27 protein-coding genes are annotated in these 26,990 nt (G+C 53.2%); 11 read left to right on the forward strand and 16 right to left on the reverse strand.

What is annotated here, in order from left to right; translation table 11 throughout:
* Positions 1 to 56: 56 nt before the first annotated feature.
* Entirely contained in the window at positions 57 to 1,520 is a 1,464-nt protein-coding gene (locus tag EYC87_RS02025; RefSeq protein WP_279251388.1) for an NAD-dependent succinate-semialdehyde dehydrogenase, read from the reverse strand.
* A 94-nt stretch (positions 1,521 to 1,614) separates the two neighbouring features.
* Between EYC87_RS02025 and EYC87_RS02030 the strand changes: the two genes are divergently transcribed.
* The gene (locus tag EYC87_RS02030) at positions 1,615 to 2,445 is read left to right on the forward strand and encodes a glucose 1-dehydrogenase (protein WP_279251389.1); all 831 of its coding nucleotides are present in this window, start codon (positions 1,615 to 1,617) and stop codon (positions 2,443 to 2,445) included.
* A gap of 3 nt (positions 2,446 to 2,448) precedes the next feature.
* On the opposite strand, the gene EYC87_RS02035 is transcribed toward EYC87_RS02030, so the two are convergent.
* Positions 2,449 to 2,961: a nuclear transport factor 2 family protein gene (locus EYC87_RS02035; protein ID WP_279251390.1), complete on the reverse strand. Its 513-nt coding sequence runs from the start codon at positions 2,959 to 2,961 to the stop codon at positions 2,449 to 2,451.
* Positions 2,961 to 3,494 (reverse strand): nuclear transport factor 2 family protein, encoded by a 534-nt coding sequence (locus EYC87_RS02040; RefSeq protein ID WP_279251391.1) that lies wholly within the window; start codon positions 3,492 to 3,494, stop codon positions 2,961 to 2,963. Before EYC87_RS02040 ends, EYC87_RS02035 begins: the two co-directional genes overlap by 1 nt.
* A 134-nt stretch (positions 3,495 to 3,628) precedes the next feature.
* Between EYC87_RS02040 and EYC87_RS02045 the strand changes: the two genes are divergently transcribed.
* From EYC87_RS02045 to EYC87_RS02055, 3 genes are read left to right on the forward strand one after another with little or no spacing between them, the layout of a single operon-like run.
* The gene (locus EYC87_RS02045) at positions 3,629 to 5,011 is read left to right on the forward strand and encodes an aromatic ring-hydroxylating oxygenase subunit alpha (RefSeq protein ID WP_279251392.1); all 1,383 of its coding nucleotides are present in this window, start codon (positions 3,629 to 3,631) and stop codon (positions 5,009 to 5,011) included.
* A 4-nt stretch (positions 5,012 to 5,015) separates the two neighbouring features.
* On the forward strand, positions 5,016 to 5,330 hold the full coding sequence (locus EYC87_RS02050) for a Rieske (2Fe-2S) protein (protein WP_007227536.1): 315 nt from the start codon (positions 5,016 to 5,018) through the stop codon (positions 5,328 to 5,330).
* Between the two features lie 24 nt (positions 5,331 to 5,354).
* A complete protein-coding gene (locus tag EYC87_RS02055; RefSeq protein ID WP_279251393.1) occupies positions 5,355 to 6,695 on the forward strand; it encodes an aromatic ring-hydroxylating oxygenase subunit alpha in 1,341 nt (446 codons plus the stop codon).
* On the opposite strand, the gene EYC87_RS02060 is transcribed toward EYC87_RS02055, so the two are convergent.
* Genes EYC87_RS02060 through EYC87_RS02070 form a run of 3 tightly spaced genes read right to left on the reverse strand, consistent with a single transcriptional unit; the run spans position 6,696 to position 9,856 of the window.
* Complete coding sequence (locus EYC87_RS02060) at positions 6,696 to 7,856, reverse strand: aromatic ring-hydroxylating oxygenase subunit alpha (protein WP_279251394.1); 1,161 nt, start codon at positions 7,854 to 7,856, stop codon at positions 6,696 to 6,698.
* Between the two features lie 27 nt (positions 7,857 to 7,883).
* The gene (locus EYC87_RS02065) at positions 7,884 to 9,071 is read right to left on the reverse strand and encodes an acyl-CoA dehydrogenase family protein (RefSeq protein ID WP_007227592.1); all 1,188 of its coding nucleotides are present in this window, start codon (positions 9,069 to 9,071) and stop codon (positions 7,884 to 7,886) included.
* A 23-nt stretch (positions 9,072 to 9,094) separates the two neighbouring features.
* Entirely contained in the window at positions 9,095 to 9,856 is a 762-nt protein-coding gene (locus tag EYC87_RS02070) for an SDR family NAD(P)-dependent oxidoreductase (protein WP_007227235.1), read from the reverse strand.
* A gap of 241 nt (positions 9,857 to 10,097) precedes the next feature.
* On the opposite strand from EYC87_RS02070, the gene EYC87_RS02075 reads away from it, so the two are divergent.
* Together EYC87_RS02075 and EYC87_RS02080 are read left to right on the forward strand one after the other, a co-directional pair.
* Positions 10,098 to 11,351 (forward strand): cytochrome P450, encoded by a 1,254-nt coding sequence (locus EYC87_RS02075; RefSeq protein ID WP_279251395.1) that lies wholly within the window; start codon positions 10,098 to 10,100, stop codon positions 11,349 to 11,351.
* A 64-nt stretch (positions 11,352 to 11,415) separates the two neighbouring features.
* Positions 11,416 to 12,252, forward strand: a complete 837-nt coding sequence (locus EYC87_RS02080) for a ThuA domain-containing protein (RefSeq protein ID WP_279251396.1) — start codon at positions 11,416 to 11,418, stop codon at positions 12,250 to 12,252.
* Positions 12,253 to 12,308: 56 nt separating this feature from the next.
* Here EYC87_RS02080 and EYC87_RS02085 read toward each other — a convergent pair whose 3' ends face one another.
* From EYC87_RS02085 to EYC87_RS02100, 4 genes are all read right to left on the reverse strand, one after another.
* Entirely contained in the window at positions 12,309 to 13,181 is an 873-nt protein-coding gene (locus EYC87_RS02085; RefSeq protein ID WP_279251397.1) for an SDR family oxidoreductase, read from the reverse strand.
* A gap of 16 nt (positions 13,182 to 13,197) precedes the next feature.
* Positions 13,198 to 13,407: a hypothetical protein gene (locus EYC87_RS02090; protein WP_279251398.1), complete on the reverse strand. Its 210-nt coding sequence runs from the start codon at positions 13,405 to 13,407 to the stop codon at positions 13,198 to 13,200.
* A complete protein-coding gene (locus tag EYC87_RS02095; RefSeq protein WP_279251399.1) occupies positions 13,407 to 14,213 on the reverse strand; it encodes a hypothetical protein in 807 nt (268 codons plus the stop codon). Before EYC87_RS02095 ends, EYC87_RS02090 begins: the two co-directional genes overlap by 1 nt.
* A gap of 68 nt (positions 14,214 to 14,281) precedes the next feature.
* Positions 14,282 to 16,693: a TonB-dependent receptor gene (locus tag EYC87_RS02100; RefSeq protein ID WP_279251400.1), complete on the reverse strand. Its 2,412-nt coding sequence runs from the start codon at positions 16,691 to 16,693 to the stop codon at positions 14,282 to 14,284.
* A gap of 148 nt (positions 16,694 to 16,841) precedes the next feature.
* Here EYC87_RS02100 and EYC87_RS02105 point away from each other — a divergent pair, with 148 nt between their 5' ends.
* A complete protein-coding gene (locus EYC87_RS02105) occupies positions 16,842 to 18,272 on the forward strand; it encodes a carotenoid oxygenase family protein (protein WP_279251401.1) in 1,431 nt (476 codons plus the stop codon).
* Between the two features lie 23 nt (positions 18,273 to 18,295).
* Positions 18,296 to 19,717 (forward strand): carotenoid oxygenase family protein, encoded by a 1,422-nt coding sequence (locus tag EYC87_RS02110; RefSeq protein ID WP_279251402.1) that lies wholly within the window; start codon positions 18,296 to 18,298, stop codon positions 19,715 to 19,717.
* Here EYC87_RS02110 and EYC87_RS02115 read toward each other — a convergent pair.
* Positions 19,714 to 20,508: an SDR family NAD(P)-dependent oxidoreductase gene (locus EYC87_RS02115; RefSeq protein WP_279251403.1), complete on the reverse strand. Its 795-nt coding sequence runs from the start codon at positions 20,506 to 20,508 to the stop codon at positions 19,714 to 19,716. The two genes, EYC87_RS02110 and EYC87_RS02115, sit on opposite strands and share 4 nt — an antisense overlap.
* 68 nt (positions 20,509 to 20,576) lie before the next feature.
* Between EYC87_RS02115 and EYC87_RS02120 the strand changes: the two genes are divergently transcribed.
* Together EYC87_RS02120 and EYC87_RS02125 are read left to right on the forward strand one after the other, a co-directional pair.
* On the forward strand, positions 20,577 to 21,941 hold the full coding sequence (locus EYC87_RS02120; RefSeq protein WP_279251404.1) for an aromatic ring-hydroxylating oxygenase subunit alpha: 1,365 nt from the start codon (positions 20,577 to 20,579) through the stop codon (positions 21,939 to 21,941).
* Positions 21,938 to 22,726, forward strand: coding sequence for an enoyl-CoA hydratase/isomerase family protein (locus EYC87_RS02125; RefSeq protein WP_279251405.1), 789 nt, complete (start codon positions 21,938 to 21,940; stop codon positions 22,724 to 22,726). The genes EYC87_RS02120 and EYC87_RS02125 overlap by 4 nt, the downstream gene beginning before the upstream one ends.
* A gap of 1 nt (position 22,727) precedes the next feature.
* Here EYC87_RS02125 and EYC87_RS02130 read toward each other — a convergent pair whose 3' ends face one another.
* On the reverse strand, positions 22,728 to 23,138 hold the full coding sequence (locus tag EYC87_RS02130; RefSeq protein WP_007227450.1) for a nuclear transport factor 2 family protein: 411 nt from the start codon (positions 23,136 to 23,138) through the stop codon (positions 22,728 to 22,730).
* 59 nt (positions 23,139 to 23,197) lie between these two features.
* On the opposite strand from EYC87_RS02130, the gene EYC87_RS02135 reads away from it, so the two are divergent.
* Positions 23,198 to 24,559 carry an aromatic ring-hydroxylating oxygenase subunit alpha gene (locus tag EYC87_RS02135; RefSeq protein ID WP_279251406.1) on the forward strand — a complete coding sequence of 454 codons (1,362 nt, stop codon included), beginning with the start codon at positions 23,198 to 23,200 and terminating at the stop codon, positions 24,557 to 24,559.
* Between the two features lie 8 nt (positions 24,560 to 24,567).
* On the opposite strand, the gene EYC87_RS02140 is transcribed toward EYC87_RS02135, so the two are convergent.
* Genes EYC87_RS02140 through EYC87_RS02155 form a run of 4 tightly spaced genes read right to left on the reverse strand, consistent with a single transcriptional unit; the run spans position 24,568 to position 26,985 of the window.
* Positions 24,568 to 24,996, reverse strand: a complete 429-nt coding sequence (locus EYC87_RS02140; protein ID WP_279251407.1) for a MaoC family dehydratase — start codon at positions 24,994 to 24,996, stop codon at positions 24,568 to 24,570.
* On the reverse strand, positions 24,993 to 25,445 hold the full coding sequence (locus EYC87_RS02145) for a hypothetical protein (RefSeq protein ID WP_279251408.1): 453 nt from the start codon (positions 25,443 to 25,445) through the stop codon (positions 24,993 to 24,995). The genes EYC87_RS02140 and EYC87_RS02145 overlap by 4 nt, the downstream gene beginning before the upstream one ends.
* Before the next feature lie 4 nt (positions 25,446 to 25,449).
* Entirely contained in the window at positions 25,450 to 26,166 is a 717-nt protein-coding gene (locus EYC87_RS02150) for a dienelactone hydrolase family protein (RefSeq protein ID WP_279251409.1), read from the reverse strand.
* A 30-nt stretch (positions 26,167 to 26,196) separates the two neighbouring features.
* On the reverse strand, positions 26,197 to 26,985 hold the full coding sequence (locus EYC87_RS02155; protein ID WP_279251410.1) for an SDR family oxidoreductase: 789 nt from the start codon (positions 26,983 to 26,985) through the stop codon (positions 26,197 to 26,199).
* Positions 26,986 to 26,990 lie beyond the last annotated feature (5 nt).

Here is a 26,990-nt window from a genome sequence, read left to right on the forward strand (position 1 = left end):
GTATTACCCGCCCTTTTTTTATGCTTTTAGTTTGCGATTGCTTTTTAGTGCAAGCCTCAGCTATCCAACCCGCCCATCAGCATGTATTTGATTTCAACGTAGTCGTCGATACCGTACTTGGAGCCCTCGCGTCCAGAGCCGGATTCCTTAACGCCACCGAAGGGCGCCATTTCGTTAGAAATAATACCTTCGTTAATACCCACAATGCCGTAATCCAGTGCTTCGGCGACGCGCCATACGCGGCCAATATCGCGTGTGTAGAAGTAAGACGCCAAACCGAATTCAGTGTCGTTGGCCATCGCGATGACTTCTTCTTCTGTGGAAAAACGCACCACGGGTGACACCGGACCAAAAATTTCATTGCGGAAAACGGCCATGTCTGAGGTCACTTCGGTCAGCACGGTGGGCTGGTAAAAACAGCCGCCTAACTCATGGGGGCCACCTCCAACCACCAGTTTTGCGCCCTGCCCGATAGAGTCCTGAACGAGTTTGTCCACATCGGTGACGGCTTTGGTATTGACCAGGGGGCCGATGATAACGCCATCGTCTGCGCCGTTGCCTACGGTCAGTTCTTCGGTCGCCTTAACCAACTTGGCGACAAACTCATCGTAAACACCGTCCTGCACAAACATTCGGTTAGAACAAACACAGGTTTGTCCGGCGTTGCGGTACTTGGAGATCATCGCTCCCGTGATGGCAGAGTCAATGTCGGCATCGTCGAACACGATGAACGGAGCGTTGCCGCCCAGTTCCATGGATGTCTTCTTCATGGTGTCTGCACAGGCGGAAGTTAGCATCTTGCCCACGGGGGTGGAGCCGGTAAAGGTCAGTTTGCGAACTACTGGGTTGGCCGTCAGTTCACCGCCAATAGCGGCAGAACTTCCAGCAATGACATTAATAACGCCTGGGGGTACACCGGCGCGCTCAGCCAGTTCAACCATGGCGAAGGCAGACAGAGGTGTTTCCGTAGCGGGCTTGATCACAATGCTGCAACCTGCGGCCAATGCAGGAGCGGCTTTGCGCGCGATCATGGCATTGGGAAAATTCCAGGGGGTGATGGCAGCTACCACACCCACAGGCTGTTTGATGCACACGATACGCTTGTCGGAAGAGGGGCCGGGAATAACATCGCCATCAATGCGCTTGGCTTCTTCGCCAAACCACTCCACGAAGGCAGCTCCGTAGGCAATTTCGCCGCGGGATTCTGCAATAACCTTGCCTTGCTCTGCGGTCATTATCTGAGCCAGGTCTTCCTGGTTAGCCATCATCAAGTCATACCACTTTCTGATAATGCCAGCACGTGCCTTGGCGGGCTGTTTTTTCCAGGACTGCATTGCTGCATCAGCCGCAGCGACAGCTCTGGCAGTTTCAGCGGCTCCGAGCTTGGCGACATTGGTAATCAACTCGCCGTTAGCAGGATTGGTGACGGGAAAAGTAGCGCCGTCATCTGCATCTATCCATTGGCCATCGACGTACGCCTGACTTTTAAGTAACGAGGGGTCTGACAGGGAAAGTGACATTTTATTAATTCCTTTTGTGTTTCGATGTTGGTTAAATGAAGCGGAGCTTATCATGCAGGCTCGCCCCTGACCTGAAAAAATATGAGGAGACAGCGTGACCAGAGACAGATTTATTGACCATACAGTAGTGGTGACCGGCGGAGCCAGTGGCATTGGCGAGGCTACTGTGCGCGCTATCGTGGCCGAGGGTGGAAACGTAGTGATTGCAGACCTTCAGGAAGAACTGGGTGCTGCATTGGCGGCAGAGCTGGGCAATGCTGCGATTTTTCAGCGCACTGATGTCACTCGTGAAGAGGACATTGAGGCGGCGATAGCGGCCGGTTGCACCACCTTCGGTTCTATCACCGGCATGGTAAACAACGCCGGTATCGTCGGCGCAGTTGGTTCTATTATGGACACCACGGCGGAGGCTTACGATAAAACGATGGCCATTCTTTCCCGTGGTGTTTACCTGGGGATTAAGCACGCTGCGCGCGCCATGAAGGAGCACGGTGGCGCAATTGTTTCTCTTGCCAGCACCGCGGGAATTCTGGGAGGGCAGGGTCCCCATGTTTATTCTATGGCCAAGCACGGTGTGGTCGGGTTGACTAAATCGGCTGCTAGTGAACTTTCCAGCTATGGAATTAGAGTCAACGCGGTTGCGCCCGGAGGTACGGTGACGCCGATGACCAATGCGCTGGTTGAAGGCGGCGCCGAAGCCATGACGCAAGCTATTGCCGCTGGGTCGCCACTGGGTATTGCCTGCATGCCTGAAGATATCGCCGCTGCCATCCTCTATCTGTTGAGCAACGAGGCACGCTATGTCACTGGTCATACCTTGACCGTCGATGCAGGTCTGACAACCGCCGGCAATACGCCGCCGTCCTTTTTCGCTGAGGAAGCCAAGATTCTTAAGCATGCGGGTCAGAGGGAGTTGGACGCTTAGGGCTCAGGGCCTGCGCCGATTGTCACGAAGATAAACCGCATCGTCACTGCGGGCGCCACGCAGTCCATCGGGGGCTAGTTCAAAGTAAAGGTCGTTGGTGGGGCTGGTGCGGCTCCAGTCCACCAGTTCGCTGCGATAGGCAAATTTCCAGATGCCCTCGCGCTTTTCGTAGCGATCCAGGTAACGACCGGAGATGATCAGGTCTTCATGACCGTCATCGGTAGGTACCTTGTGATAGGCCTGAAAATAGATCTCACCGAAGGCCTCATCGCCTTCTATATCAATCAGGGAATTGCCGATCAGGTGCTGGTTTGCCGCGTGTCCCTGCAGGGCAGACATCGCAAACTCAATAAACGCCGCGGGATCACTGTTGTGAATTCCGAATTCGCACCAACCATCCTCCCAGAACTGATCCAGCATTAGAGATGCGTCCAATCTGTCCAGGCCGCGCATATACCGGCAGCACAGTTCGTAGATGTCTTGTTTTGCCAGGTAGGTTTCTAAACGTTGGTCCATTATGCATGTCCTCCCGCATTCAGGAATTCGTGAAGGGGGTCTTGATCGCCGTGGCTGCCCTTGGCCAGTTGTAAAAATGCGTCGCTATCGCGCTCATCCTCAACTTCCCGGGTGCGGCTCCAATCCATGACGACCTGGCGATGCAGCATTCGCCACTGTCCCTGGCGTTTTTCCAGTAAGTCCAGGTAGCGACCGGCGAAGCACATCTCCTGGCCACCGCCGGGTAGCAGATGATCGGCATTGACGTAGCTCTCGCAGCGGGCACTCGAACCCTCCAGCGATACCAGTGTATTGCCAAGAGAATGCCGGGTGAGTTCGTAGGCACCACCCAGGGCCTCTACCACCAGCTTCGCGAAGGCTTGGGCGGGTCCCTTGTAACTTCCGTAGTCTACTTCCGCCTCTGGCCAATAGCAGTGCTGTAGCAGGGTGCTATCCAGGCGGTCCAGGCCGCGGGAATGCAGCTGCAGCACTTCGATAATTGCCAGCTTGTCGGCCATATCTTCAGTTTCAAGTGGTATACCCATGTCCATCATTACTTTGTCCTTGGAATGTGGTTGTGTGACTTGCAATAAAGACCTAAGAAAGCACATACTAAAAAACAGTCAATCCTGATTGTATTATTGGATGTGCATCTGCGTCCAGTCACTAAATGGGGGATCGAGGTAAAATGACAGAGAAAACTGCAGCACCTGGCTCTGCGCGCGCACCGGGACATACGGTGGCTTCTACCCTGGCTGACGATACCAGGCAGGTGCCCCCACCGTTGATGGAGCAGAGTTTCGAATTTCTTGGGGATGAAGATATTCCCTGCAGTCGCTATACCTCCCGGGCCTTCGCCGATCTTGAAACCGAGCGCCTTTGGGGGCGCAGTTGGCAGTGGGCCTGTCGTGAGGAGCACCTGCAGGATGTGGGTGATAACTATGTCTATAACATTGGTCCCTATTCGATCATTGTGATTCGCAGTGAAGAGGACAACATTCAGGCGTTTATCAATAGTTGTTCCCACCGGGGAACAAAGCTCCTGGGTGGCGAAGGGGCGGGATACTCGCCACAATTAACCTGCCCCTTTCACGGCTGGACCTGGAATATAAAAGGGGAATTGGAATCGCTGCCGGCCAAGTGGGATTTCCCACATGCCAGCGCCGAGACACACGGCCTGCATCCGGTCAAAACCGAGCTATGGGGAGGGTTTGTTTTTTTCAACCTGGATCCCAACGCAAAGCCTCTGGCCGACTACATGGATGTGATGCCTGAGCACTTTTCACACTTTCCTCTCGAGCAAAGGCGTATTCGGGTACATGTTCAAAAGATCCTGCCAGCCAACTGGAAAGCGTCGCAGGAGGCCTTCATGGAGGCATACCATAACTTCGAAACCCATAACGCCCCCAATGGTGCCAACACGCAATACGATGTCTTTGGTAAGTACGTCAGTCGCTTTATTCACAATATAGGCAATTACAGTCCCGAATCATTGAGTGATTACCCGGGCGATAAATGGCGTGCCCCTCCATTGACGGAAAACGAGCTACTGCAGATGCTCTCTATATTTGGCCTGGACCATGATGAAGTGCCAGCGGGCGAGACTGCTCGTAGCATTGCGGCCGAAGACTTGCGTCGTCGTATTGGTAATGGACTGGGAGTCGACTTATCTGCGGTGAGTGATTGCATGATGCTCGATTCCATCGAATATCACCTGTTCCCTAATATGTTTTTCTTTCCCGGTATTACTGTGCCCATGGTTTATCGATTCCGCCCTAATGGCGATGACGTCGATAGCTGTATCTTTGACCTGATGATATTAGAACCTTTGCCGGAAGGGGTTGGGCATCCAGAGCCACCGGAGCCGGAAAAGTTGAGCGTGGAACAGTCCTACACCGAATCGGAAGCACTGAGCTGGCTGGCGCCGGTCTACGATGAGGACACCGGCAATCTCGACCTGCAACAGCAGGGTTTTAAGACCAGTCGAAAGCCAGGTATTACGCTGGGCAATTATCAGGAGTCACGTATTCGACGAGTTCACATGACACTGGATGAATTTTTACAGGAGTAAGCGGGTGAATGAATTTTTGCAGGTAGCGAGCCTATCTGATCTGCCTCAGGGTCAGACCCTGTGCGTTGAAATTGACGGACGCGAAGTGCTGCTCTGCCATACTGCTGAGGGAGTCTATGCGGTGGACAATCTTTGCAGTCATGCGGATGCTCGCCTGTGCGATGGCAAGCTCAAGGGGCAAAAAATTCTCTGTCCGTTACACGGTGCTGCGTTTGATGTTCGTGACGGTAGTGCACTTACGCGTCCGGCCATCACTCCGATCGCCAGTCACAGCGTGACAGTCGATGATGATGCTATTCTGGTAGCATTGACCGACTGATTTTAGCTATTTAAAAACTACTCTATGCCACAAATAACACAGGAAGAAGATTTCCCCGGCGGCCTTAAGGCGCGTACCGCGGAGCGGGCTGTGCTGGACAAAACGCGCTATACCAACCCCACGGTGCGGGAGCGAGAGTGGGAAAAAATCTGGAGTCGTTGCTGGCTGTTTGCGGGTCTGGTCTCTGATATTCCCGGCGCAGGTGACTATTTCCTGTATGAACTGGGACCCGAGTCGGTGGTGGTGCTGCGCGATGAAGACGGCAATGTCGGTGCCTTCTACAATGTGTGCCAGCACCGTGGAAACCGCATATTCAGTGGCAGTCCCGGCTGGGTAAAACAGGTAGCCTGTCCTTATCATGGTTGGCGCTATCATTTGGACGGCTCACTGGCGGAGGTGCCAGACGCAGACAGGTTCTGCCCTGCGATAACAGCGCAGGAACGCTCCCTGAAAACGGTACGAGTAGAAGTTTGGGCTGGCCTGGTGTGGCTTAACTTCGACCCCGGGGCTGAGCCTCTGGCTGACTACCTTGGGCCAATAGTATCCAGGCTCGAACCCTACCGGTTCGAAAATATGCTCTTGGCGAAGCACCAGACTGTAGCCTTGGACGCTAACTGGAAGACGGTGCGCGACAACTTTCTCGAGCAATACCATGTTGATTTTATTCACCCGCAACACGCTGGATTTGTGGACTGCTGCAATTCCATCAACACCTTGTGGCCTATGGGGCACTCTGCCACAGTCGTTGAGGGCTTTGTCACTAACTCTCGCTATCGTGTGCCGGAGGAGGTGCCTGAACCGCTGCGTCCTTTTCTCGAGTCACTGGGGCTTGATCCCGCGGCGTTTTCGGGGCGCGTGCCCGAGATTCGCGCTGCAGTGCAGCAGCGAAAAAGAGAAGTGGGCGACTTGCTGGGACACGATTATTCGCCGCTGAGCGACGCGCAGCTTTCGGATGTCTGGCAGTACGACATATTTCCGAATACGTTTATGACTATCAATCCTGAGGAACTGTGGATTTTCGGTCCCCGGCCTCACCCCACCGATCACGAAAAGTGTTTCCTGGATAAATTCACCCTACAGATTCCGGCTGAGACAGGCTGTGACGAAGCGAAGGGTCTTTCACTGCACCCGGCTTTGTGTGTTTCGCGCGACGCAGAAAGGCCAGAGCATGAATCATTCACTCGCGATGACGTGCTAGCGGGCAAGCACTCGCTGACTATAACGATTGATCAGGATATTGAGTATCTGCCTGATATGCAGGCGGGAATGCGCTCCAGGGGCTTCGACAGGGCTGTTCTCAATGCCGACGAAGTTCGCGTTCAACATTTTCATGATTGGGTCGATGCCTGGTGCGCCGACGACTGATCAGGCGGGCTTGACTCCCAGTATCTCGTGCAACTGTCTATGCATGTTTTGCACACCCGGCTCGTTACGCCCCACCAGCACTTCGCGCTTGATACCGCTACTGAGTCCACGATTAATCTTGTCGACCAGCGCATAGTCCTCTGTAACAGCAACATCCCTGATCATTTTAAAGTATGCCTCGTATTCCTCGCGCTGTTCGTCATTGGCTGGTGGTTCGGGCAGGAACATGCTGTGATAAATCACTGAACGATCGGGACTAATAGGATATACGCGCCAGGTCTGAAAGTGATCCTCCACCACAAAAATCACAGTGTTAGGAAAAATGTAATTGACGTGAGAAGTGTATTTGCGTGGATTCCATTGGTCCTCGGGAATGCCGTTGAGTTCTGTAATTTCAAGACTGGCAGAGCCCATTGCGTGATTGCGACCAAATTGGTGATAAGTGCCAAGGTTGTTATAAGCCATCTGGGCAATGGAATCGCTGTGCAGACTTTCAAAGTGGTAAAACTCATGGAAAGTATCCATGTTAAGTTTCCAACTGAAATCTGTATGGACCTGTGCCGCGCCGAGGTAGTAATGATCACTGAGTCCGAAACCTGACAAGTGTGTATCTAGTCCTGCCAGTACGTCATCAATATCAAACGTGAGATCAGGATTGGGCATCACAAAAATAAAGCCGTTTTTTTCCTCCACCTGCAACGGCCGCAACCCCAGTTGCTCTCGGTCGATATCGGTAAAGCCCTCTTTGCCGAAGGGAACGCCGATCAGCTTTCCATCAAGGTCGTAACTCCATCCGTGGTAAGGGCAGGAGAACATCCGCTCCATTTTGGCTTTGCCATGTTGACATTCGTTCAGCGGTGCACCTCGATGAGAACAGATATTGACGAAGGCGTTTAGCGTTCCCTCGACCGTTCGTACGATAAGGATAGGAATGCCAGTATCGTCGAAGGCGAAGTAGTCACCCGCTTCGGGAAGCAGGCAACTGGGACCGACAAACTGGGGATAGTTGCGAAATAGCTCGGTTTTTTCTCGAGCGAAGAGGTCTGGGTCAGTGTACTCGCCTACATCGATTTTCATTACGCTGTTGGCGAGCGCAGTGGTGTTGTTGGCCACCAGATTCAAGAGAGTCTTTACTTCTGCAATTTGCTGGTCTCTCTGCATCAATCCGACTCCTTGTTGAGGGCTGTGCTACAGGCCGAGCACCATCTTGGCGATGATGTTGCGTTGTACCTCCTGAGAGCCGCCAAAAATCGAGGCGGCACGATTGTTGAGATAACGCGGTAGTACTGCAGACACCGGATCGGGGCGGTAGGGGCTGCCTCCCTCTACCGGATCCATATCCAGTGCACGATAGCCCAGGATATCCAGAGAAAGCTGGTTTATTTCTTGCTCCAGACGTGTGGTGTTGAGCTTGAGAATAGATGACTCCGGGCCGGGTGTGCCGCCCCCACTCACGGAAGAAAGAATTCGCATCTCGGTAATTTCAAGCGCTTTGTGGTCGATTTCCAGGCGTGCGACCTTGCGCTGGAAGTCTCCACGTGGATCGAAGTTTTCGACACTTTCGCAGGTGTCGCGGTAAAGCCGTTGCAAGCGTGCTAACTCGTGCGAGATCAGCGGGCCGGAGAAACCGCCTCCGCGCTCAAATTCAAGCAGGTACTTGGCATAGGTCCAGCCTTTATTTTCTTCGCCAATGCGATTTGCCTGAGGCACTCTTACGTTTTCAAAGAACACCTGGTTGACCTCATGATCACCCGCCATGGTAATGATAGGTTCTACGCTGACGCCCGGGCTATCCATGTCAATGAGCAGGAAGCTGATGCCTTGCTGTGGCCTGCCACTGTTGTCTGTCCGCACCAGGCAGAAAATGTGATCCGCCATATGGGCGTGGGTGGTCCAGATCTTGGATCCGTTGACGATGTAATCGTCACCGTCAGCATCAGCCCTGAGCTTCAAGCTCGCAAGGTCAGACCCTGAGCCTGGTTCGCTATAACCCTGACACCAGTACTGCTCTCCGGACAGAATTTTTGGCAGGTACTCGGCTTTCTGCTCTTCATTACCAAAGGCCATAAGCACCGGGGCGAGCATTAGCAAGCCCAGCGGAATCAGCATCGGTGCGCCAGCGAGATAGCATTCTCGGCTGAAAATGTACTTCTGGGTAGGGGACCACTCCGTGCCGCCATGCTCGCGGGGCCAACTGGGTACCGCCCAGCCTTTAGCGACCAGAATTGATTGCCATTTCAGTGCCAGTTCTTTTTCAACGAACACACTGGCATTTTGAGAGGTTGTCTCAACAATATCTGCGCTAAGATTCTCCGCGAGGAACTGCTGTACTTCCTGCTGGAACTGCAGGTCATCTTCTGAAAATTTTAGATCCATGGTGAATTAGCCTGACGCACTCCCTACAATTGAACGCGCTTGGTGAAGCCGCCGTCAGCGACCAGGTTTACGCCGGTGATCAGGCTCGCTGCCGGGCTGGCAATAAAGGCTACGGTGTTAGCAATTTCCTCGGCGCTGCCGAACCGGCCCGATGGTATGTCAGCCAGTGTGGCGTCGTACAAGTCGGTCATGTTTTCTTTGATGAATTCCCAAGCGCCGCCTTCGATGAAGATGGGGCCGGGGGATACGCAGTTGACTCGGATGCCCGCAGGAGCAAGGGCCTGGCTAAGCTGTTTGGCATGAATCACCAATGCACCTTTGATGGCGTTATAGGGCTGGGGACCCATGAAGGTCTCTACACCTGCGGTTGAAGATATGACTACAATAGAGGCCGCGGATGACTTTTCCAGAAAGGGCATTGCTGCTTCTACGCCCCGCGTAGTTCCCAGTAGGTCTATGTTGAAGTTCGCTTCCCAGCCTTCCTCACTCATGTTACCGCCCCCGGCGCTGACGTTGGGCACGAAAATATCGATTCCGCCCAGTTCTTCACCAACACTGGCAATCCATGCCTGGTAGCTCGCTTTGTCGGCTACATCGACGACGGCACCAGTGACTTTCACGCCCTTGGCACTCAATTCAGCCACAGCGCTATCGACTTCCTCTTGGTTGCGAGAGCAGATAGCGAGATTGGTCCCCTCGTCGGCCAGTAGATTGGCAATAGCGCGGCCAATACCGCGAGTTGAACCTGTAATAACAGCATTTTTTCCGGCGAGTCCGAGATCCATAATTTTCTCCTGGGAATAGGGCTTGAGTTTAGCAAATCAGGCTACAGCTTGCCTTCGCAGAGGGCAGTGCGAGCGCCAGTTTGGTTGTTGGATTAATGTCTGTTGGCAAAGTAGCAAAGCTCTCTGGAAAAAACAATCAGATTTGACTGTTTATTTTCTATTCGATAATGTGAGTCGTATTCTACCGTCTTCAAACGCCATGAAATCAATGCCGCCCCAAAGCTGGAGCAAGGATAATATAGTGGCCAATTGCCCTGCAGATTTCGACTTTTTTACGCCCGAAGTCATCGAGTCCCCGTTTGAGTTTTATGAGGCGATACGTCGCGAAGCCCCGGTGTATCAGTTGCCTGATACCAATATATATATGCTCTCTCGTTGGGACGATATTCGTCAGGTTAATCGAAATACAAAGACGTTCTCTAACGATTTTCAGGACTTGCTGAAAGGACCGGAACCTTCAGCCGAAGCGGCGGCAATTTATGAGAGTGGTTACGAACAGCCGCCAACGCTGTTGACCCTGGATCCACCCCAGCACAAGGTTTATCGGTCGCTGATCAACAAGGTTTTTTCCGCCAAACGGGTCGAGGGTATGCGCGACTACATGGAGCAAGTCGTCGATGAATTGATTGATGAATTTATCGACAAAGGCGAATGCGAGTTCGTTCGTGACTTCGCCACGCCCCTGCCAGTGTATGTGATTGCTGATCAATTGGGTGTCCCGCGTAAGGACCTTCGCCAGATCAAACTCTGGTCGGACGCCTTTGCCTCGCGCTTGGGCGGTATGATGACGGCCGAAGAAGAGATCGACAACGCCAGGTTGATCGTCGAGTACCAGCACTACATGGTCAATATTATTGATGACCGGCGCGCCAATCCCAGAGACGATATGATTTCAGATCTTGCCAACAATATGATCAAACCCCCGGAAGGGGAGCGCTTGATGAGGAATGAGGAACTGCTTAGCATGATCGAGCAGTTGTTGGTGGCGGGCAACGAAACTACCACGTCGGCGACAACCGGAGGCTTGCTTTCTCTGATCCAGCTATCTGATCAACTGCAGGTGCTGTTAGATGATCCGAGTATGATTGCGAATGCAGTGGAAGAAATACTGCGCTTTGAATCACCTTCGGCGGGTTTGTGGCGGGTTGTTACCGAGGATGTTGAATTGCAGGGCGTGGCGATACCCAAGGGCGCTTTGTTGATGCTGCGTTATGCTGCCGCTAATCGTGATGAAAAGGTTTTTGATGACCCGGAGCGTCTGGACGTGTGTCGGCCTAATGCCGACGACCATATCGCATTTGGCTATGGCACTCATTTCTGTCCCGGTGCCTTTCTTGGCCGCAAGGAGATGCAGGTTGCTTTTGAGCGCATTCTGGCGAGGCTAACCAACATTCGTCTTGTGGAAGGCAAGAACGACCTGACGCATTGGCCCAACACAGTACTGCGTGGTCTCAAGGAATTACATATTACGTTCGACAAGCGCGATGTAGTTTAGCGCTCAACCGGCATCAATGTGAGCCTCGACGCGCGCGACTCAGACCTTTAACAGGAGCGGAGCAGTGTCTTTTATCGATTATCAATCCAGTACAGACGTACTGGTAATGACCAAGGGCCATCCCTTTGACCGCGACGCTTTTTTCGCCGCGTTCGATAGTTTTTCTGACCTGTCCTATTGTTCAGTGGAGTACCCTGCCTCGCAGGCTTTTTTTTCACCGGGACTGGCTGCCGACTTCCGCACCTTTGTTTTTTACGATATGCCCGGAATGGATTTTCAAAGTCCCGATCCGGCAGATGGACTCGCGCCCAGGCTGATTGAGCCACCGGCGAAGTTCAAACAGGATTTTCTTGATCTGGTAGAGAAAGGACACGGATTTGTATTTCTCCACCATGCACTGGCCGCCTGGCCTGCCTGGCCTGAGTATGCTGAATTGGTAGGTGGACAGTTTCTTTACAAACCGGGGCTGGTGCGCGGCAGTCCCTGCCCTGATTCTGGTTATCGACACGAGGTGTCACATACGCTGACGGTAGAGACCGACCACCCAGTCACTCGCGGTTTGCCGAAACAGTTTTCGTTAACGGACGAGGTTTATTTGGCGCATGCGTTCGACGACGATGTGATTGCATTGCTCAGTAGCGACTATGAATACCATCAGGATAACTTTTATTCAGCGCAGGAGGCGGTGCAAGGCAGGCTCTACAGTCGACAAGGTTGGCAGCACAGTGAGGGTACTCACTTGGGTGCCTGGGTACGCCGCCAGGGCAACAGTCCGATCGTTTACCTGCAGTGCGGTGACGGGCCGGAGACCTATGCCGATCCAAACTTTCGCCGCTTACTGGCCAACGCCATTGCCTGGGTGAGTAGTGAAGAAGCGAGAGAGTGGGCCCGCTCAGACTGACGGTTTTTATGCCCTGCCAATACGTCCAGTCATCCGTATGAGGTGCTCAGCCGGTGTTAATCGTCAGCGCCGAAGTAATCAACGCCTACCACTTCTTTCCAGCGTTGGGCGAAGTCTTGCCCCTGAAGCCGGTTCATTTCAATCCATTCATCGTCTGATACGCTTTGCCGGCCGGCCACATCCTCGACGGCATCCTGACCCACCAAATACCGAAAATGAGGCTTATCCGATTCGATTGCGTGACTAACAGCATCTGCAACGTCCTGGGTGGAGGCTGGGTTTTTCATGGTAAAGGTTGCCCAGGTGGCAAGTCGCGTGAGGCTGTTGCCATAGTGGGTGTCTTCTGGAGGTGGCGTGCCTTTCTCCCACGCCGGCGTCGGTACAGAACCGGGTTCGATCAGGGCTACCCGTACATTAAACTCTGCCATCTCCATGGCCAGGGCCTCACTCAACCCCTCCAGCGCCCACTTTGCTGCAGAGTAATGACCGTGGCAGCCAAACACCATGCGGCCCGCCAGGGAACTCATATTAACGATACGGCCCCCACGTTGCTTGCGCATGATAGGGGTGATCGCCAGGAGCATCCTGGAGATGCCAAAGTAGTTAGTCTCAAACACGCCCCGCACTTCCTCTAACGGGGTTTCTTCAACCGCACGTCCACCGCCAACACCGGCGTTATTGACCAGCACATCGATACGGCCTTCCTCATCCATGATCTGCTGCACGGCGCTGTCTACTGAGGCCTGGTCCGTTACGTCCAGTTGGATCAATGCTACCGAACCGCCCTCTGTTGCGATTCTTTCCTTTAGCTCATGGGCTGTATCCGGGCTGCGCACGCCGGCAAAGACCTTGTATCCCTTGCTGGCAAGGTGCAGGGAAGTGGTTTGGCCTATACCGGTGCTGGCACCGGTGACGAGAACGACGGACATAATTACTCCTTATTTATTAGCGATTAGTGGCAATTTTGATGGGTGCGGCGAGGTGACGATTTTTGAAATCCAGGCGGTACTCGCAACTCACACAGCGACGCATGCCTTCACGCATGCTGGTGTTTTGTGCTTCAACTTGTTGCAGGTCTTGCTCTAGTTGACGAATGCGTCGCTCCTGTTCCAGTAATCGCACTCGGGGGGACAGCAGTTCACGCAGAGACGGCACTAGTCCGTTGCCCAGCTCATTCTAACCGTACAGGAAGTTTCAGGCAGGTGGGGGTCAAACTCCATCTTCAGGCCTCCACCTTCACCGTTAAATAGAGCTTCGAAAGGGCCCTTACAGATATTTAGGCAGCCTTCTTCGGGCAATGCATTGGGGTTGGGAAGGTCTTCCGCGCGACCGCAACGATGCCAGGCGCAGTCTGGAATTTCCATTACAGTTAGCCCGTTGGAAGGATCAAATTCAGTAATTGTTGCCGGACCCGTTAGCCAGTGCGCGGGGTTGAATGTTTCAAACATGAAGGTGCTCCAGCGCCCAGGCTTTTGAGCCACTCCATCTTTTGATTTACGTGTTTTTTTGTTCTTATTCTTATCTGACATGGAATTCATCATGTTCAGGAAGTCAGCCGAGGTTTCGTGAGATAGTGCTACTGACGTGCCAATGACGATCTCTTCATACTGTTTCTGGCTGTAATACTTGCGCAACTCCAACAGCGCCCACTCGGCTTCGCGCACAAAATTGCCATAGCGCTTGCGCCATTTTTCTCTAGGCGCTTCAAAGCGCTTCACTTTTTCGCGCTTTGCTTTAATCGCATCGTAGTCTTTATCTACCTGCTCTTTGTCACCGGACAGCCGAAGTATAGGCACGAAAGTGTGACTAACGATGGGCATGGCTTTCTTTACCAGCATGGAATTGGACATCCACATGTCTATCCACGCCTGGGGGCCCCAGTTGTAGTAGAAGCCGGAGCGTTGAGCCGGCGCAACCCGGCCGGTACCCTGGTCTGTTGATATCAACTGCTCGTCATTCATGTGATCCTCCACTGCGCGACGGTGCGCCCAGAAACTGACTGACTCAATTATAGCTTGCCACAGGCCTGCTAGCGGAAATATCGCAGGGTAAGGCCGTAATAAGCACCGGGGGCCACGACGCCGCTATAGCCGCCAATAGTTGGAGTATCCAACCCCCAGGCATAATATTCTTCGTCCAACATGTTGCGGCCCCAAACAGCGACTTCCCAATCGCGGGCTATGTTGCTCAATGTCAGTCGCAGGTTGATGAGATTGACTGCATCGTTTTTCAGGTTTTCATCCAGATCCTGATCCAGATAAAACTCATCGATGTAGCTATGCTCCAGGCGCATCGTGCCCAGCAGTTGCTCGCCGATTTCATGATCGTACTGGAAGAAAGAGCTGATATTCCATTCCGGCGCATTGTCCAGCGCTTCTCCGGCGAGGTCTTGTGTGCAAACCGAACTGGTGGCGGGAGAGCCGCTTTGCGCGCCATCCACCACGTAATATTCAAAGAAGGTCTGGTCTATGGTGCACTGACCTAAATCGAAGGAGTCATATTCGGCCTTGTTATAGCCGATTGCTGTTCCGATCGTGGTATTGACCCAGGGCAGAAATATGAGCTCAAGCTCGGTGCCATAGCTTTGCATGTCGCCAGCGTTGGTCACTCGCACTGAAGAACCATCGAAGGTCTGTGACTGAAAGTCTTGGTAATTGACCAGGAACAGCGTGCCATTGAGCTGCAGTCTGCGGTTGTTCCACGAGGTTTTCCAGCCAAGTTCATAATTGGTGGCAATTTCTTCGTCGAATTCGCCTGTTTGGCCCTGTGCCAGACGGCGTTGATCGTAGCCTCCGGATTTGAAACCGCGGCTGACCGATGCGTAGCCCATCACATCGGGGTTGAAAAAATAACGCAGGTTAATCGAAGGGGATATGTTGGAGTCGCTGCGCTTGTCATCGTATTCGATGTCGGGGCCAGCGACCGGTGGTATATCCAGTGCGAAGCTGGGATTTGTCACCTGGCTGCCTTCTCTTTCTTTTTTCTCGTAGGTGTAGCGCAGCCCCAGGGTGGCGCTGAAGTCGTCTGTCATGTTCCAGACGAGCTGGCCAAAGGCGGCGTAACTGGTCGTTTCGTATTTGTTGGTATCAGTGTTCAGGGACCCGTCAGGGAAAAATATGCCCATGCGGATGTCGGTGCCCGGAATGATAATGACATTGTCCACCAGGTCTTCGCGCTGCTCAAACTCACCGACGGAATCCATGTCAGAGTAATAGGCATAAAGGCCGCCCTGATAGTCGAATGTTTCACCTCCGGCGGAGGTCAGTCGCAACTCTGAGGAGTATTGATCCAGATCGATGTCGGTAGAGGCGCGCACCGCGTCGTAGGCAGTGAAATCACCGTCAAAAGCGCTGTCAGACTGGTAAAAGCGCCAGGCGTTGATAAAGGTTACGCTGCTGCCGCTCTCCAGATTGCGGTTCCATTCCAATGCGGAGCCGCCGATTTTCACGACATTATAAATAGGTGCATCAAACCAGTAATCGTCACTGAATGGGTCATTTTCCGGGGGTGAAGTACCTGTGGCATCCTGAAGGGAGTTATATTCCAGTACAGGCCTGCCAAGGGCATTAATTCCCAGCGCTGCCTGCAATTCTTCAGAAGGTGAATTGGTAATTGGCGCGTTTAGTGTGGACAGGCCATCGTAGTCGATGGACGTCAGTGCGCAACAATCAGTGTCTTCGTTGGTATAGTCGAGAGTCAGGATGAACTGTCCAAAATCATCACTGCTGCCATCACCCTCAAAATCGAACAGCAATCGACCTCGGCCTCCCCATTTGTTGCTGTCATTAACACCCTCGCCGTTAAAGGTGTTTTTGTAGAGATGATCACCATCCACTTTAAACGCAGACAATCTCATTGCATGGGGGCTATCGCCCAGCGGCACGTTCACCATGCCGCGCAATTCACCTTTTTCATTGCTGTCGTAAGAAAGCTCTGCAAACGCCTCAAATTGATCGGTGGGCAGCTTGCTAATCACACTAATCGCCCCGGCGGCTGTATTCTTGCCGTAGAGGGTGCCCTGGGGGCCGCGAAGTACTTCGACACGCTGTATGTCGACCAGGTCGCTAATGCTCATGCCGGCACGACCCTGGTAAATGCCGTCGATGAATACGCCCACGCTGGGATCGATGCCGGAGTTGCTCCCTACAGAGCCGATTCCCCGAATGCGGATTGAGGTGCCGTTAGAGTCTGTGCCGCCCGGGGTAATCTTGAGGTTAGGTGTGTACTGCTCCAACCCAGCGAGGTCGTTGACGCCAGCGTTTTGAAAAAAATCGCTGGAAAAAGCGGACACAGACATGGCCACTTCTTGCAGGCTTTCAACTCGGCGACTGGCGGTCACCAGTATTTCTTCCAGCACCAGCTGTCCTTCCTGGGCCTGAACTGAGGGGCTGGCCAACTGGACGAGAATTGCCGCCCCAAGGGCGGTAATCATCTTTTTCATGTTGGTGTCCAAGGAATAAAAAAATGTATTTTTTTGTATGCAATAGACCTTAACAAATGCCTTTTTTAAAAACAAACAGAATTGACTGATTTTAATCTCAAGGGTATGTTTGTTCACTTACACAAGAACTCACAAAGCGAGAACAGCTATGGCTCAAGCAATGCCAGTGGATAACCAATTCCTCAATTTTCCCTGGGGACCCATTCAGATGGAGTGCGAAGCTCAGGACCTGGTTATCGAGGGAGAAGTACCGGCGGACCTCAATGGCACGCTCTATCGCGCCGGTCCTAATCAGCGCTTCAAGCCGCGAGGTGAGTATCACCTGTTCGCAGGCGACGGTATGGTGCATGCGTTCCATATCGGCAATGGTCAGGTCGACTACGTCAACCGCTGGGTGCGAACCGCCAAGTTCAATATCGAGGACATGGAGGGCAGGGCAGTTATTAACGCAATGAACCCGTTCGACTGCGATCCGGACTACGCGGAATTTACCCTGGCTGACAAAGAAGGTTTGGCAAATACTGCGGCGGTTTGGCACGGCGGACGCTTACTGGTCATGGAAGAGGGCCACCGGCCTTATGAAATTGACCCGATTACTCTGGACTCTATCGGCAGTTGGACGTTCCGGGGCAAGTTGCATACCGCTATGACGGCTCACCCCAAGATTGATGAAAAAACCGGAGAAATGGTGTTCTTTGCCTACATGGCGACCGGGCCTTTTTCTGAAGATGTCATGGTTCACAAGGTCAATGCCGAAGGCTTGCTGACCCAGAGTATTCATATCCCCACGCCCTATTCGGCGATGGTGCACGACTTCGTCATTACTGAAAATTACATCGTGGTACCTATTTTTCCGATTACCGGCAGTTTGGAGCGAGCAATGGAGGGTGGTCCTCCCTTTGCATGGGAGCCGAGCAAAGGTGTGCACATTGCTGTGCTGCCGCGTGGTGCAGAAAACGCAGATAATATTCGCTGGCTGGAGATGGATACCTGTTTTGCATTTCATTTTATGAATGCCTTTGATCAGGATGGCGTTATTAACGTGGATGCCGCGCAATTTACCCAGGCGCCACTCTTCCCCACGGCTGAGGGTGAAGCCACCGGTGAAACGCGCAGCCAATTGTGCCGATGGACTATCGACATGAATAACCCTGAAGCCAGGGTAGAATCGACAGCGCTGGATACCTTTGAACTGGAGTTTCCGCAGATCGATATGCGGTATGCTGGTCAGGCCTACAGGCATGGGTGGTACACCACAACCGACGGCACAATAAAAAGTTCACTGGAGGTTAATGAGAATCTTTACAACACTATTGGTTACTGGGATCACGAGAGCAATACCACCGAGACGTACTCTTGTGGCCAGAGCATGGTGTCCGAAGCATTGTTCGTACCGCGCTCTGATGACGCCCCGGAAGGCGACGGATATCTATTGGCGGTGATCATCGATCTCGAAACTCGATTGAGCAGTTTGCTCATTTTTAACGCCCTGGATATTACAGCGGGCCCAGTGGCCCGAGCTCAGTTATCGCATCGTGTGCCCCCCGGCTTCCATGGAACCTGGCGACCTGCGGACTAAGCAAATTATAAAAGGATTCGCCAATGAAGCAGTGGCCAAACAATGCTTTTCTGCGTGGATATTACGAGCCGCTCACAGCTGAATGCATGGCGCAAAACCTGGTGGTTGAGGGTGAGATACCGCGTGAGTTGAACGGTACTTTCTATCGCAATGGGCCGAATCCGCAATTTCCTCCAGAGAACGAGTATCACTTGTTCACCGGCGACGGCATGATTCATGCGTTTAACTTTGAGGACGGGAGGGTCAGTTACCAGAACCGCTGGGCGCAAACTGAGCGTTTCAAAATCGAGCGGCGCGAGGGAATGTCTTTGTTCAGTGGTATAAACCCGCTGGAAACAGACCCCCGTTACCTGGACTTCGTGTTGAATGACAAAGAGGGGGTGGCCAATACCTCCGTGGTCTTCCACGGCGATCGTTTGTTGCTGTTGGAAGAGGGGCATCTGCCCTTTGAAATGGATGCCGATACCTTGGAGTCGCAGGGTGCGTGGCGCTTTTACGGCAAGTTAAATACTACTATGTCAGCCCACCCTAAAATTGATCCGGTTAACGCAGATATGCATTTTCACGCGTATATGACGGCGGGTCCATTTACCCCCGACATGGGCTATTACCAGGTCAATGCGGCGGGCCATATGCAAGAGTCGCATCATTTTCAGGCACCATACTCCGCGATGGTCCATGACATGGTGGTGACAGAAAACTATGTGTTGTTTCCGGTGATGCCTATCACCGGTGATTTAGGACGAGCCATGGAAGGCAAGCCACCCTTTGCCTGGGAGCCGGACAAACCTACCCTGGTGGGCGTTATGCCCCGGTCGGGTACTCCCGATGATATTCGGTGGATAGAGGGTGATGCCTGTTACGTCTTTCACTTTGCCAATGGCAGCGATGTTGAAGGAGTGATTACCGTTGAGGCCTGTCACTTCGATTCACCGCCCCTGTTTCCCATGGTTGATGGCACGCCTACACCAGCGAATGTTCATCCGTCATTAGCGCGCTGGACAATCGATATGAATGCGTCAAATCCACGTGTGAAAATGGATTATCTGGCAGATCACGGTGCAGAGTTCCCGGTAATCGATCCGCGCTTTGCGATGCGCGAATATCAACACACCTGGTATACCTCTTCTGATCGATCCATACCTGCCCAGATTCCTGACAGTGATGTGGTATACAACGCAATTGTGCGCTTCGATGTTAAAAGCCATACAGCCGATAGTTACGCTTTCGACGCCGGCTATGTCGCCGAGCCGATGTTCGTGCCTCGCAGTGCAGATGCACCCGAAGGCGTTGGGTGGGTGCTTAGCACCGTTTATGACATACCCACTAATACCAGTGCGCTGTGTATTTTTGATTCGCTGAATATTAGCGCAGGGCCTATTGCCAAGGCCTGGGTTTCACATCGTGTGCCGGTGAGTTTTCACGGTACCTGGCGACCTGCCTAGGGGTTGTCCTCCAGCCGGACAACGCCCCAGGGTTTGTTGATTCGATCAACTATAAACGCGGGAAGATTCATTAACAGACGGGTGATGAAGACCATTTGCCAGGGGAATGTGATGCGCGCTTTATTACGCGCCAAGCCTCTGGCTATGATTTCGGCAGCTTTGTCTGCAGGTATCAGGAAAGGCATGGGGGCGCGGTTTTTTGCGGTCAGTGCGGTGCCTACGTAACCAGGGCAAATCACTGATACGCCAATACCCATCCCACTAAAGGCGCCTCGAAGTGCTTCGCCGTAGTGTTTAATCGCGGCCTTTGAGGAAGAGTAAGCGGGCGAACGAGCCATGCCAGCGTAACCCATCACTGAGCTCATTAGTGCAACTTGGGCGTTGGCGACAGGGTAAGGGCGTCTTTTGGACATGAACTCCAGGGCAGGGTGTACTGTATTGAAAACGCCGTTGACATTGATGTTGAACGAGTTTGTCGCCGCCTCTTGCAGGCCCTCGACTGTCGCTGAGCCCAGGGCGACACCCGCGTTGGCGATGACCAGGTTGAGGGTATGGGTTTGATCACAATCTGCAATCCAGCTTTTGATACCTGCGCTGTTGCAGACATCGCCGGCCCAGGTATCAACCAGTGCACCTTTCGCGCGGCAACTTTCAGCGACCGTTTCAAGCCTGAGAGGGTCGCGTCCGGTGAGGCACAAGACGATGTCGTCAGCGGCATAGTGCAGAGCCAGCGCTTCGCCAATGCCGCTGGATGCACCCGTGATCATTATGGTTTTGGGCTTAGAGTACATGCACTACCTACTTGTGGCTTTGCTGATCATCTATTATCACCGGACGCGCTGAAAACGGAAATAGACTTGTGCTGAAGAAAGGATCAAATATTCCTACCTACCAGGACCTGTTACACAACGAGCCCCTTGCTGTGCCGGAGTCCCTGAAGCTAAATTCCCTGACTGACCTTGGTTGCAGTCCGCTGGATGTTGAGTGCTACCTTAGTCGTGACTACTATGAGTTAGAAAAGCAGCGTCTGTGGCCTCGAGTATGGCAGGCAGTGTGCCGTGAAACAGAAGTGGCTGAACCGGGGGACTTTTACAGTCACCAGATTGCCGACATCAATGTCCTGGTGGTGCGAACTGAGCAAGGTTGCCTGCGTGCCTACCCTAACGCCTGTTTGCACAGAGGCCGACAATTAAAAACCGGCAGTGGCAGTAGCAGAGAACTAAAATGTCCTTATCATGGCTTCACCTGGAACCTGAACGGGCAATTTCGCGGTGCCCCTTGTCAGTGGGACTTCCCCCACATTGATCAGCAGAGCTTTGGTTTGCCCTCCTTGCGCGTTGAAACCTGGGGAGGCTGGGTATTCGTGAACCAATCAGCAGATGCCCCGTCGTTAAGAGATCATCTGGGTGAAATGGTTGATCACTTTAAACGCTGGGAACCGGAGAATACCTACAAGGCGATGCACCTTAAAAAAGTGCTGCGTTGCAACTGGAAGGTGGCACATGAAGCCTTTATAGAGTCCTACCATACGGTGGCGACACATCCGCAGTTGCTGCCCTACACTGGAGATGCGAATTCCCAGTACGACTGTTTCAATGACTATGTAAGTAGAACAATCACCCCTATGGGCGTGATCAGTCCGCACCTGCCCGGTCACTCAGAGCAGCAAGCGGTAGATCAATGGCTGAGAGTATATGGTGTCGGAGAGGGTGAAGATCTGCCCGAGCTGGCAGAGAATGTAAGCGCCCGTGAATACCTGGGTGAGCTTAACATTGCGCGTTTTTCACGGATGTATGATCGCGAGCTAGCAGGAGTAGCGACATACAGCGAAGTGCTGGATGCGATTTTGTATTCTGTGTTCCCTAACTTTGCACCTTGGGCGGGCTTTCGCCCTAACGTAACGTATCGCTTCCTGCCATGGGAGGACCGGCATGATATGTGCACTATGGAAATTATGCTGTTGCTGCGTTTTCCTGAGGGGGAACGTCCGCGTGATGTTCCGGAGCAATTTGTCGGCCCCGATCAAACTCTGGCGGAGACAGCGGGCATTGACCCGGAGCTTGCCAGGGTGTTTGATCAGGATTTCAGCAACCTTTCGATGGTTCAGCGTGGTTTAAGTTCGCTGCGCGATGGTCAGGTTCAACTGGCCAATTATCAGGAAGTGCGAATTCGACACTTTCACCAGACGCTTGAAAAATACCTATCTGCAGAGACATTCTCATGACATCACCGATTACTCTGACCGTCGACAAGCGGGTTGCCACCATCACCTTGAACCGACCTGACGTCCTCAATGCGATTAATGAGGAAATGCTGCCTCTCTGGGTTGATGCCCTTGAGCACTGTCGCACCAGTGACGACGTGGCCGTGATTGTAGTGTCCGGTGCGGGCGAAGCTTTTTGTCGAGGCGGCGATACCAGTAAGTTGGGAGCTCATACCGCGCCTTCACCGGTGGAGATCAAACAGCAATTCTGGGACCGTCTGCATCGTATTCCGCGCAAGCTGGCAGAGATCGATAAGCCGGTGATTGCTGCGGTTAATGGTCTGGCATCCGGTGCAGGTGTCGATGTAAGTTTGCAGTGCGATATCCGGTTAGCGGCGCGTAGCGCAAAGTTTCGAGTGAGTTACACCGCCTTTGGGTTAGTGCCTGGCAACGGTGGTAGTTATTTCTTGCCGCGCATCGTGGGAGAAGCGAAAGCGTTGGAACTGTTTTATGCAGCCGAACCCATCGACGCTCAAGAGGCCATGCGTATTGGCATGGTCAATCAAGTGTTTGACGATCAGGACTTCATGCAACAAACCATGGATTTTGCACAAAAGCTGACTGAGCGCGCACCGTTGGCGATGGGGCTGGTCAAGCGAGCAGTAAAGCAAAGTCACTCGATGGATCTCAATACTCACCTGGACCTGATTTCCTCACATATGTTGATTACCCGCCCCAGCGAAGATCACGCTGAGGCGATCAAAGCTTACGAAGAAGGGCGAACCCCTCAATTCAAAGGGAAGTGACTTAGTGGCTTTGGCTCGCGCGCACCACCAGTTCATGGCGACAAATTTTCCAGCCATGTTCGGTGAGTATCATGTCACTCAGGTAAGTTGCCCAGAGCGTGAATTTCTCTTCACTGCCTGCAAGCACATGAAGCGCCTGTACATCGGTGCGCGCGGAAGCTCTTTTCCCGTCAATGGTCGCCAGCTGCGAGCCCAGCAAGTGTTGCGTCGAGTCATAGTTTCCCAATGCGGTCCAAACGTATTCAACCCAGTTGCTGCGTCCAAAATGGGTTTGATCGCCAAAGCCTACAACTTCAACATCGTCGGTAAAACAGTGGGAATAGCGCTCTCGGTCGCGTTCGTCAACGGCTGCCGCGTAGGTGGCGAGCAAGTCTTGCAGTGCTAGTCGATGAGCGCAATTTTCAAGAGACATTCGCGAATCCAATCAGTGTTTAAATAGTAAATAGCATTAGTTTAGCAGGAGTGAGTTAAATGGCAGAGAATGTCGGGCAAACGAATAGACCAGTTGCGGATCTTCCCTCGTGGCCGGAGCAAAAAATTCGTGGACACAAACTGGAGGGGCATCGTTATACCTCTAAAGATTTTGCTGAACAGGAGTGGAGTCACGTCTGGACCAAAGTGTGGCTGTTGCTGGGCGCTGAGAACGAGATGCCCAACCCGGGAGATTGGCAGCAAGAGGAGGTCGGCCGGGAATCTATTTTGATGGTGCGTCAGGACGATGGTGCTATAAAAGCCTATTACAACGTTTGCCAACACCGTGGCCAGCGTCTGGTGAGCGAGGAAAAAGGCCATGCCAGGCGATTTATCTGCCCCTATCATAGCTGGGCCTGGACCCGAGATGGGCAGTTAGACTTTGTCCAGGATGCGGATGATTTTCCCCAGGGAACTCCCTGCGGCAAACTGACCTTGAAAGAAGTGCGCTGCGAGACCTTTGCGGGATTTGTCTGGATTAATATGAATCCGGACTGTGTGACCCTGAAGGAGTATCTGGGACCCGTGTGGGATGACTGGTCGGTTTATCGTATTGATCAATGGAAGCGCTACGTCGCTAAAACTACGGTAGCGCCCTGTAACTGGAAAGTGGTGATGGACAATTTTAACGAGTCCTACCACGTTAATACGGTGCATAAGCCCAAGGGTGCAAACGTCGAAAAGTTACGCATTCATTCGGGCGTAGATACCTCTTACAAAACCACACGATTTGATATGGCAGACGAGGGGCACGGGCGGATGATTATGCTCGGCGGCTATGCGGGGCCTGCGACTGACAAGGACGGCGCTATTGGTGAGCCATTGGCCGATATTTTGCGAGACTGGGACCTGGACCCGGAAGATTATCGGGGCAGGGGAGAAGACACGCGTGAAGCATTACAGCAGGCGCGTCGCCGCCTGGGGCCTGGCCGTGGTTATGCTTACTTCAATGAACTTAACGACAGTCAGTTGACCGATGCCTATCACTACACGCTGTTTCCAAATTTTGCAGTGTCCTTGTGGGTGGACGGTTTTCACTTTTTGCGAGCCCGGCCGCACCCGACTGACCCCGAGCAATGTATCTTTGATAACTTCTGGTACGCGCCAGATCCAGACGGCGTAACAGAGCCGGTGCGAACGACTGCAGGATTGGTAGAGCGGGGCACTGAGATTGAACACGAGGTGTTTTCCCTGGGAGAGAAAAGCATGGGCCTGACTATAGATCAGGACTTGACGATTTTCCCCGGTCAGCAACGCGCCATGAGCTCCAGTGGTTATCAAGGTTCTTATCTGGCGGGACAGGAGAGTCGCGTGTCACGGCTGCACGAGCTGATTGATGATTTTATTGAGGAATCCCGATGAGGTTGCGCTTATTTCGCTTGGTTGTCTGTTGCCAGCGACACAGTGGCTTCACCCTCCAGGAGAATGCCTCGCTCTGCATGTTCCAGCCAGATGCTGCAATCCGCTCGCAGTTCGCCCGCTGCGCTGTGTAAGTTCGTGATCCGGCCTCGTGCGATAACTTCTTCGCCATCGAGCACGACCTGCGGGAAACGCGTCACCATGCGGCGTATGCTGCCGGCACCTGCCCATGCGTGCAGCATATTAACCATGTATCCCAGGCCAAGCGGGCCTTGATTGATTGTTCTGCGACCCAGGTTTAGTGGCAGGGAGGCGACCGCATCCCGGTCCCAATGCAGCGGGTTGGGGTCACGCAGCAGAGCCGCCATAGTGCGCATACGCTCAGCGGAAACTTCTGGCATAACCCACTCGGGGATAGGGTCACCGACAGCAGGGCTCACAGGGTGTTTCTCGTGTAATGCCAGGTCACTAGTGACCGGGCAACAGGCTCGCCGGTAGTCAGCGCTATGTCGAAGCGAAACTGAATACGATCGTACTCCCTGTCGACTTCCTGAATCCGCTGTGACGAATGAATTGCACCTTCGACTCGGTAATCAATCTCTTCCCGCAAGGGCTGGTAAAACTCCCACTCGTAACTTTCAATCATAATAGAAAGATCAGACTCTGCTTTGCCCAACGCGAACATCTTGGCAATGCTGGTGCCAGCGCCGGCAATGGGTAAGTGGAACAGGCTGCTGGGGTGGGCGAGTCCATCTGGCAACAATTCAGTGCCGGTGCAGCCGGTTAGTAGCACATTTTCCCAGTGAGCAATGCGGTATTCTCCTCCGGCAAAGCGGTGTCCTGCGAGTGCTTCTATCTCAGCCTGTGCAGGCACAATGTGAGCGGGCATATGGCTAGAGCACCTCTTGGAAAAACTGAAGCATGGCGTGCCAGGACCGTCGGTCTGCCAGCGGGTTGTAAACAACACCCAGTTCCGGACTATTTGCCTCAGGGCGAGTAAAGCCGTGCACCGTGTGGCCGTAACTGACCAGCTGCCAGTCGGCGTCTCGCTCGTTCATTTCGCCTTGAAATTCTGTAACTGCCTCTGGCGGAACCATCGGGTCGTCATGTCCATGAAGTACAAGGACTGAGGCGTTGATGGCAGTAGCCTCCATGCCGTTACCCGCCAGGCCACCATGGAAAGAAACCGCCGCTTTGATATCAGGGCCGCCAGAGCGCGCAAGATCAAGGGCGCAGGTGCCGCCAAAGCAGTAACCCATGACTGCTATTCGCGCAATATCGGCGCCAGGGATCGTCTTTGCCGCAGTAAGGGCGGCCGCGAGGCGACGCAACAGCATTGCACGGTCAGCCATGAATGGCCCCAGAACTTCCTGTACCGTACTGAAGTCGGTGTGCAGAATACCGTCGCCGTGAACGTCGATAGCAAATGCCACGTAACCTTGAGCGGCAAGTCGGGTGGCCTTGTCCCTGACCTCGTCGCCTAATCCGTCCCAAGCGTGCACTACCAGAACTATTGGTGAGGCTTTGGCACTATGCTCAGGTTGAAAAACCTCGCCCAGACAGAGCTGCTCACCATCGTAATATTCCAGGGTTGATCCTTTTGCTGTCATCTGTGTAATTCCTGCCTGTGGTGGTTGGTTTCAGAAAGTGGCGGTAGTAGCACCGCCATCGATTACCAGGTTCTGGCCGATAATGTAGCTAGCCTGTTGGCTGCAAAACAAAGCACATATTGTTCCAAAGTCATCTATATTGCCGAATTTTTCCGCTGGAATCCGCCACTCCCTGATCCAGTCGTCTACCGCCTCCTCGTAACTTTTGCCCTGTTCAGCGGCGATACCACCCAAGCGCTCTTCTGCAGCTGCTGTGTGGTGCATACCCGGCAACAGGTTGTTGATCGTGACATTATGTCTGGCGACCGCTTTTGCGACGGACACGGTGTAGTTAGACAGTGCAGCCCTGGGTGGTCCTGAGAGCGTCCGAATTTCGGCGGGAAACTTGCTGGCCCCGGTGGAAATGTTGACGATACGACCAAAGCCCCGTTCGCACATGCCATCTATGGTGGCACGAATAAATTCGATGGGGCTGATCAGGCCGGTAGCCAGGTGTTGTTGCCAATCTGTGACGGTGACGTCACGGAAGTCCGGCGTAAATGGTGCAGGTGAGCAGGTGCCCACCAGAATGTCGGGATCAGGACACACTGATAATATTGCTTCGCGGCCGGCATCTGTTGAATGATCGGCGACTATTGGTGTGACGCTGGCACCGGTGTCCCTGGCGATTTCTTCAGCGACCTTCTCCAGACGTTGCTGGTTTCTGGCGGAAATGTAGAGCTCTACACCCTCCGCCGCGAGAGCTCTTGCGCTGCCCTTGCCAAGCCCCGCACTGCCGCCATTGACCAGGGCTTTCTTGCCTGTGATTCCCAGATCCAAAACTC

Source organism: Candidatus Seongchinamella marina (assembly GCF_026262685.1).
GTDB lineage: Bacteria > Pseudomonadota > Gammaproteobacteria > Pseudomonadales > Halieaceae > Halioglobus > Halioglobus marinus.

Coding starts and splice junctions, on each gene's coding strand:
- EYC87_RS02045 (WP_279251392.1), top strand. CDS start 3,629: ATGACAGAGAAAACTGCAGCACCTGGCTCTGCGCGCGCACCGGGACAT.
- EYC87_RS02150 (WP_279251409.1), bottom strand. CDS start 26,166: ATGACAGCAAAAGGATCAACCCTGGAATATTACGATGGTGAGCAGCTC.
- EYC87_RS02085 (WP_279251397.1), bottom strand. CDS start 13,181: ATGTCCGTCGTTCTCGTCACCGGTGCCAGCACCGGTATAGGCCAAACC.
- EYC87_RS02100 (WP_279251400.1), bottom strand. CDS start 16,693: ATGAAAAAGATGATTACCGCCCTTGGGGCGGCAATTCTCGTCCAGTTG.
- EYC87_RS02060 (WP_279251394.1), bottom strand. CDS start 7,856: ATGCAGAGAGACCAGCAAATTGCAGAAGTAAAGACTCTCTTGAATCTG.
- EYC87_RS02035 (WP_279251390.1), bottom strand. CDS start 2,961: ATGGACCAACGTTTAGAAACCTACCTGGCAAAACAAGACATCTACGAA.
- EYC87_RS02025 (WP_279251388.1), bottom strand. CDS start 1,520: ATGTCACTTTCCCTGTCAGACCCCTCGTTACTTAAAAGTCAGGCGTAC.
- EYC87_RS02040 (WP_279251391.1), bottom strand. CDS start 3,494: ATGATGGACATGGGTATACCACTTGAAACTGAAGATATGGCCGACAAG.
- EYC87_RS02130 (WP_007227450.1), bottom strand. CDS start 23,138: ATGTCTCTTGAAAATTGCGCTCATCGACTAGCACTGCAAGACTTGCTC.
- EYC87_RS02095 (WP_279251399.1), bottom strand. CDS start 14,213: ATGAATGACGAGCAGTTGATATCAACAGACCAGGGTACCGGCCGGGTT.
- EYC87_RS02065 (WP_007227592.1), bottom strand. CDS start 9,071: ATGGATCTAAAATTTTCAGAAGATGACCTGCAGTTCCAGCAGGAAGTA.
- EYC87_RS02115 (WP_279251403.1), bottom strand. CDS start 20,508: ATGTACTCTAAGCCCAAAACCATAATGATCACGGGTGCATCCAGCGGC.
- EYC87_RS02070 (WP_007227235.1), bottom strand. CDS start 9,856: ATGGATCTCGGACTCGCCGGAAAAAATGCTGTTATTACAGGTTCAACT.
- EYC87_RS02055 (WP_279251393.1), top strand. CDS start 5,355: ATGCCACAAATAACACAGGAAGAAGATTTCCCCGGCGGCCTTAAGGCG.
- EYC87_RS02145 (WP_279251408.1), bottom strand. CDS start 25,445: ATGCCCGCTCACATTGTGCCTGCACAGGCTGAGATAGAAGCACTCGCA.
- EYC87_RS02105 (WP_279251401.1), top strand. CDS start 16,842: ATGGCTCAAGCAATGCCAGTGGATAACCAATTCCTCAATTTTCCCTGG.
- EYC87_RS02125 (WP_279251405.1), top strand. CDS start 21,938: ATGACATCACCGATTACTCTGACCGTCGACAAGCGGGTTGCCACCATC.
- EYC87_RS02110 (WP_279251402.1), top strand. CDS start 18,296: ATGAAGCAGTGGCCAAACAATGCTTTTCTGCGTGGATATTACGAGCCG.
- EYC87_RS02135 (WP_279251406.1), top strand. CDS start 23,198: ATGGCAGAGAATGTCGGGCAAACGAATAGACCAGTTGCGGATCTTCCC.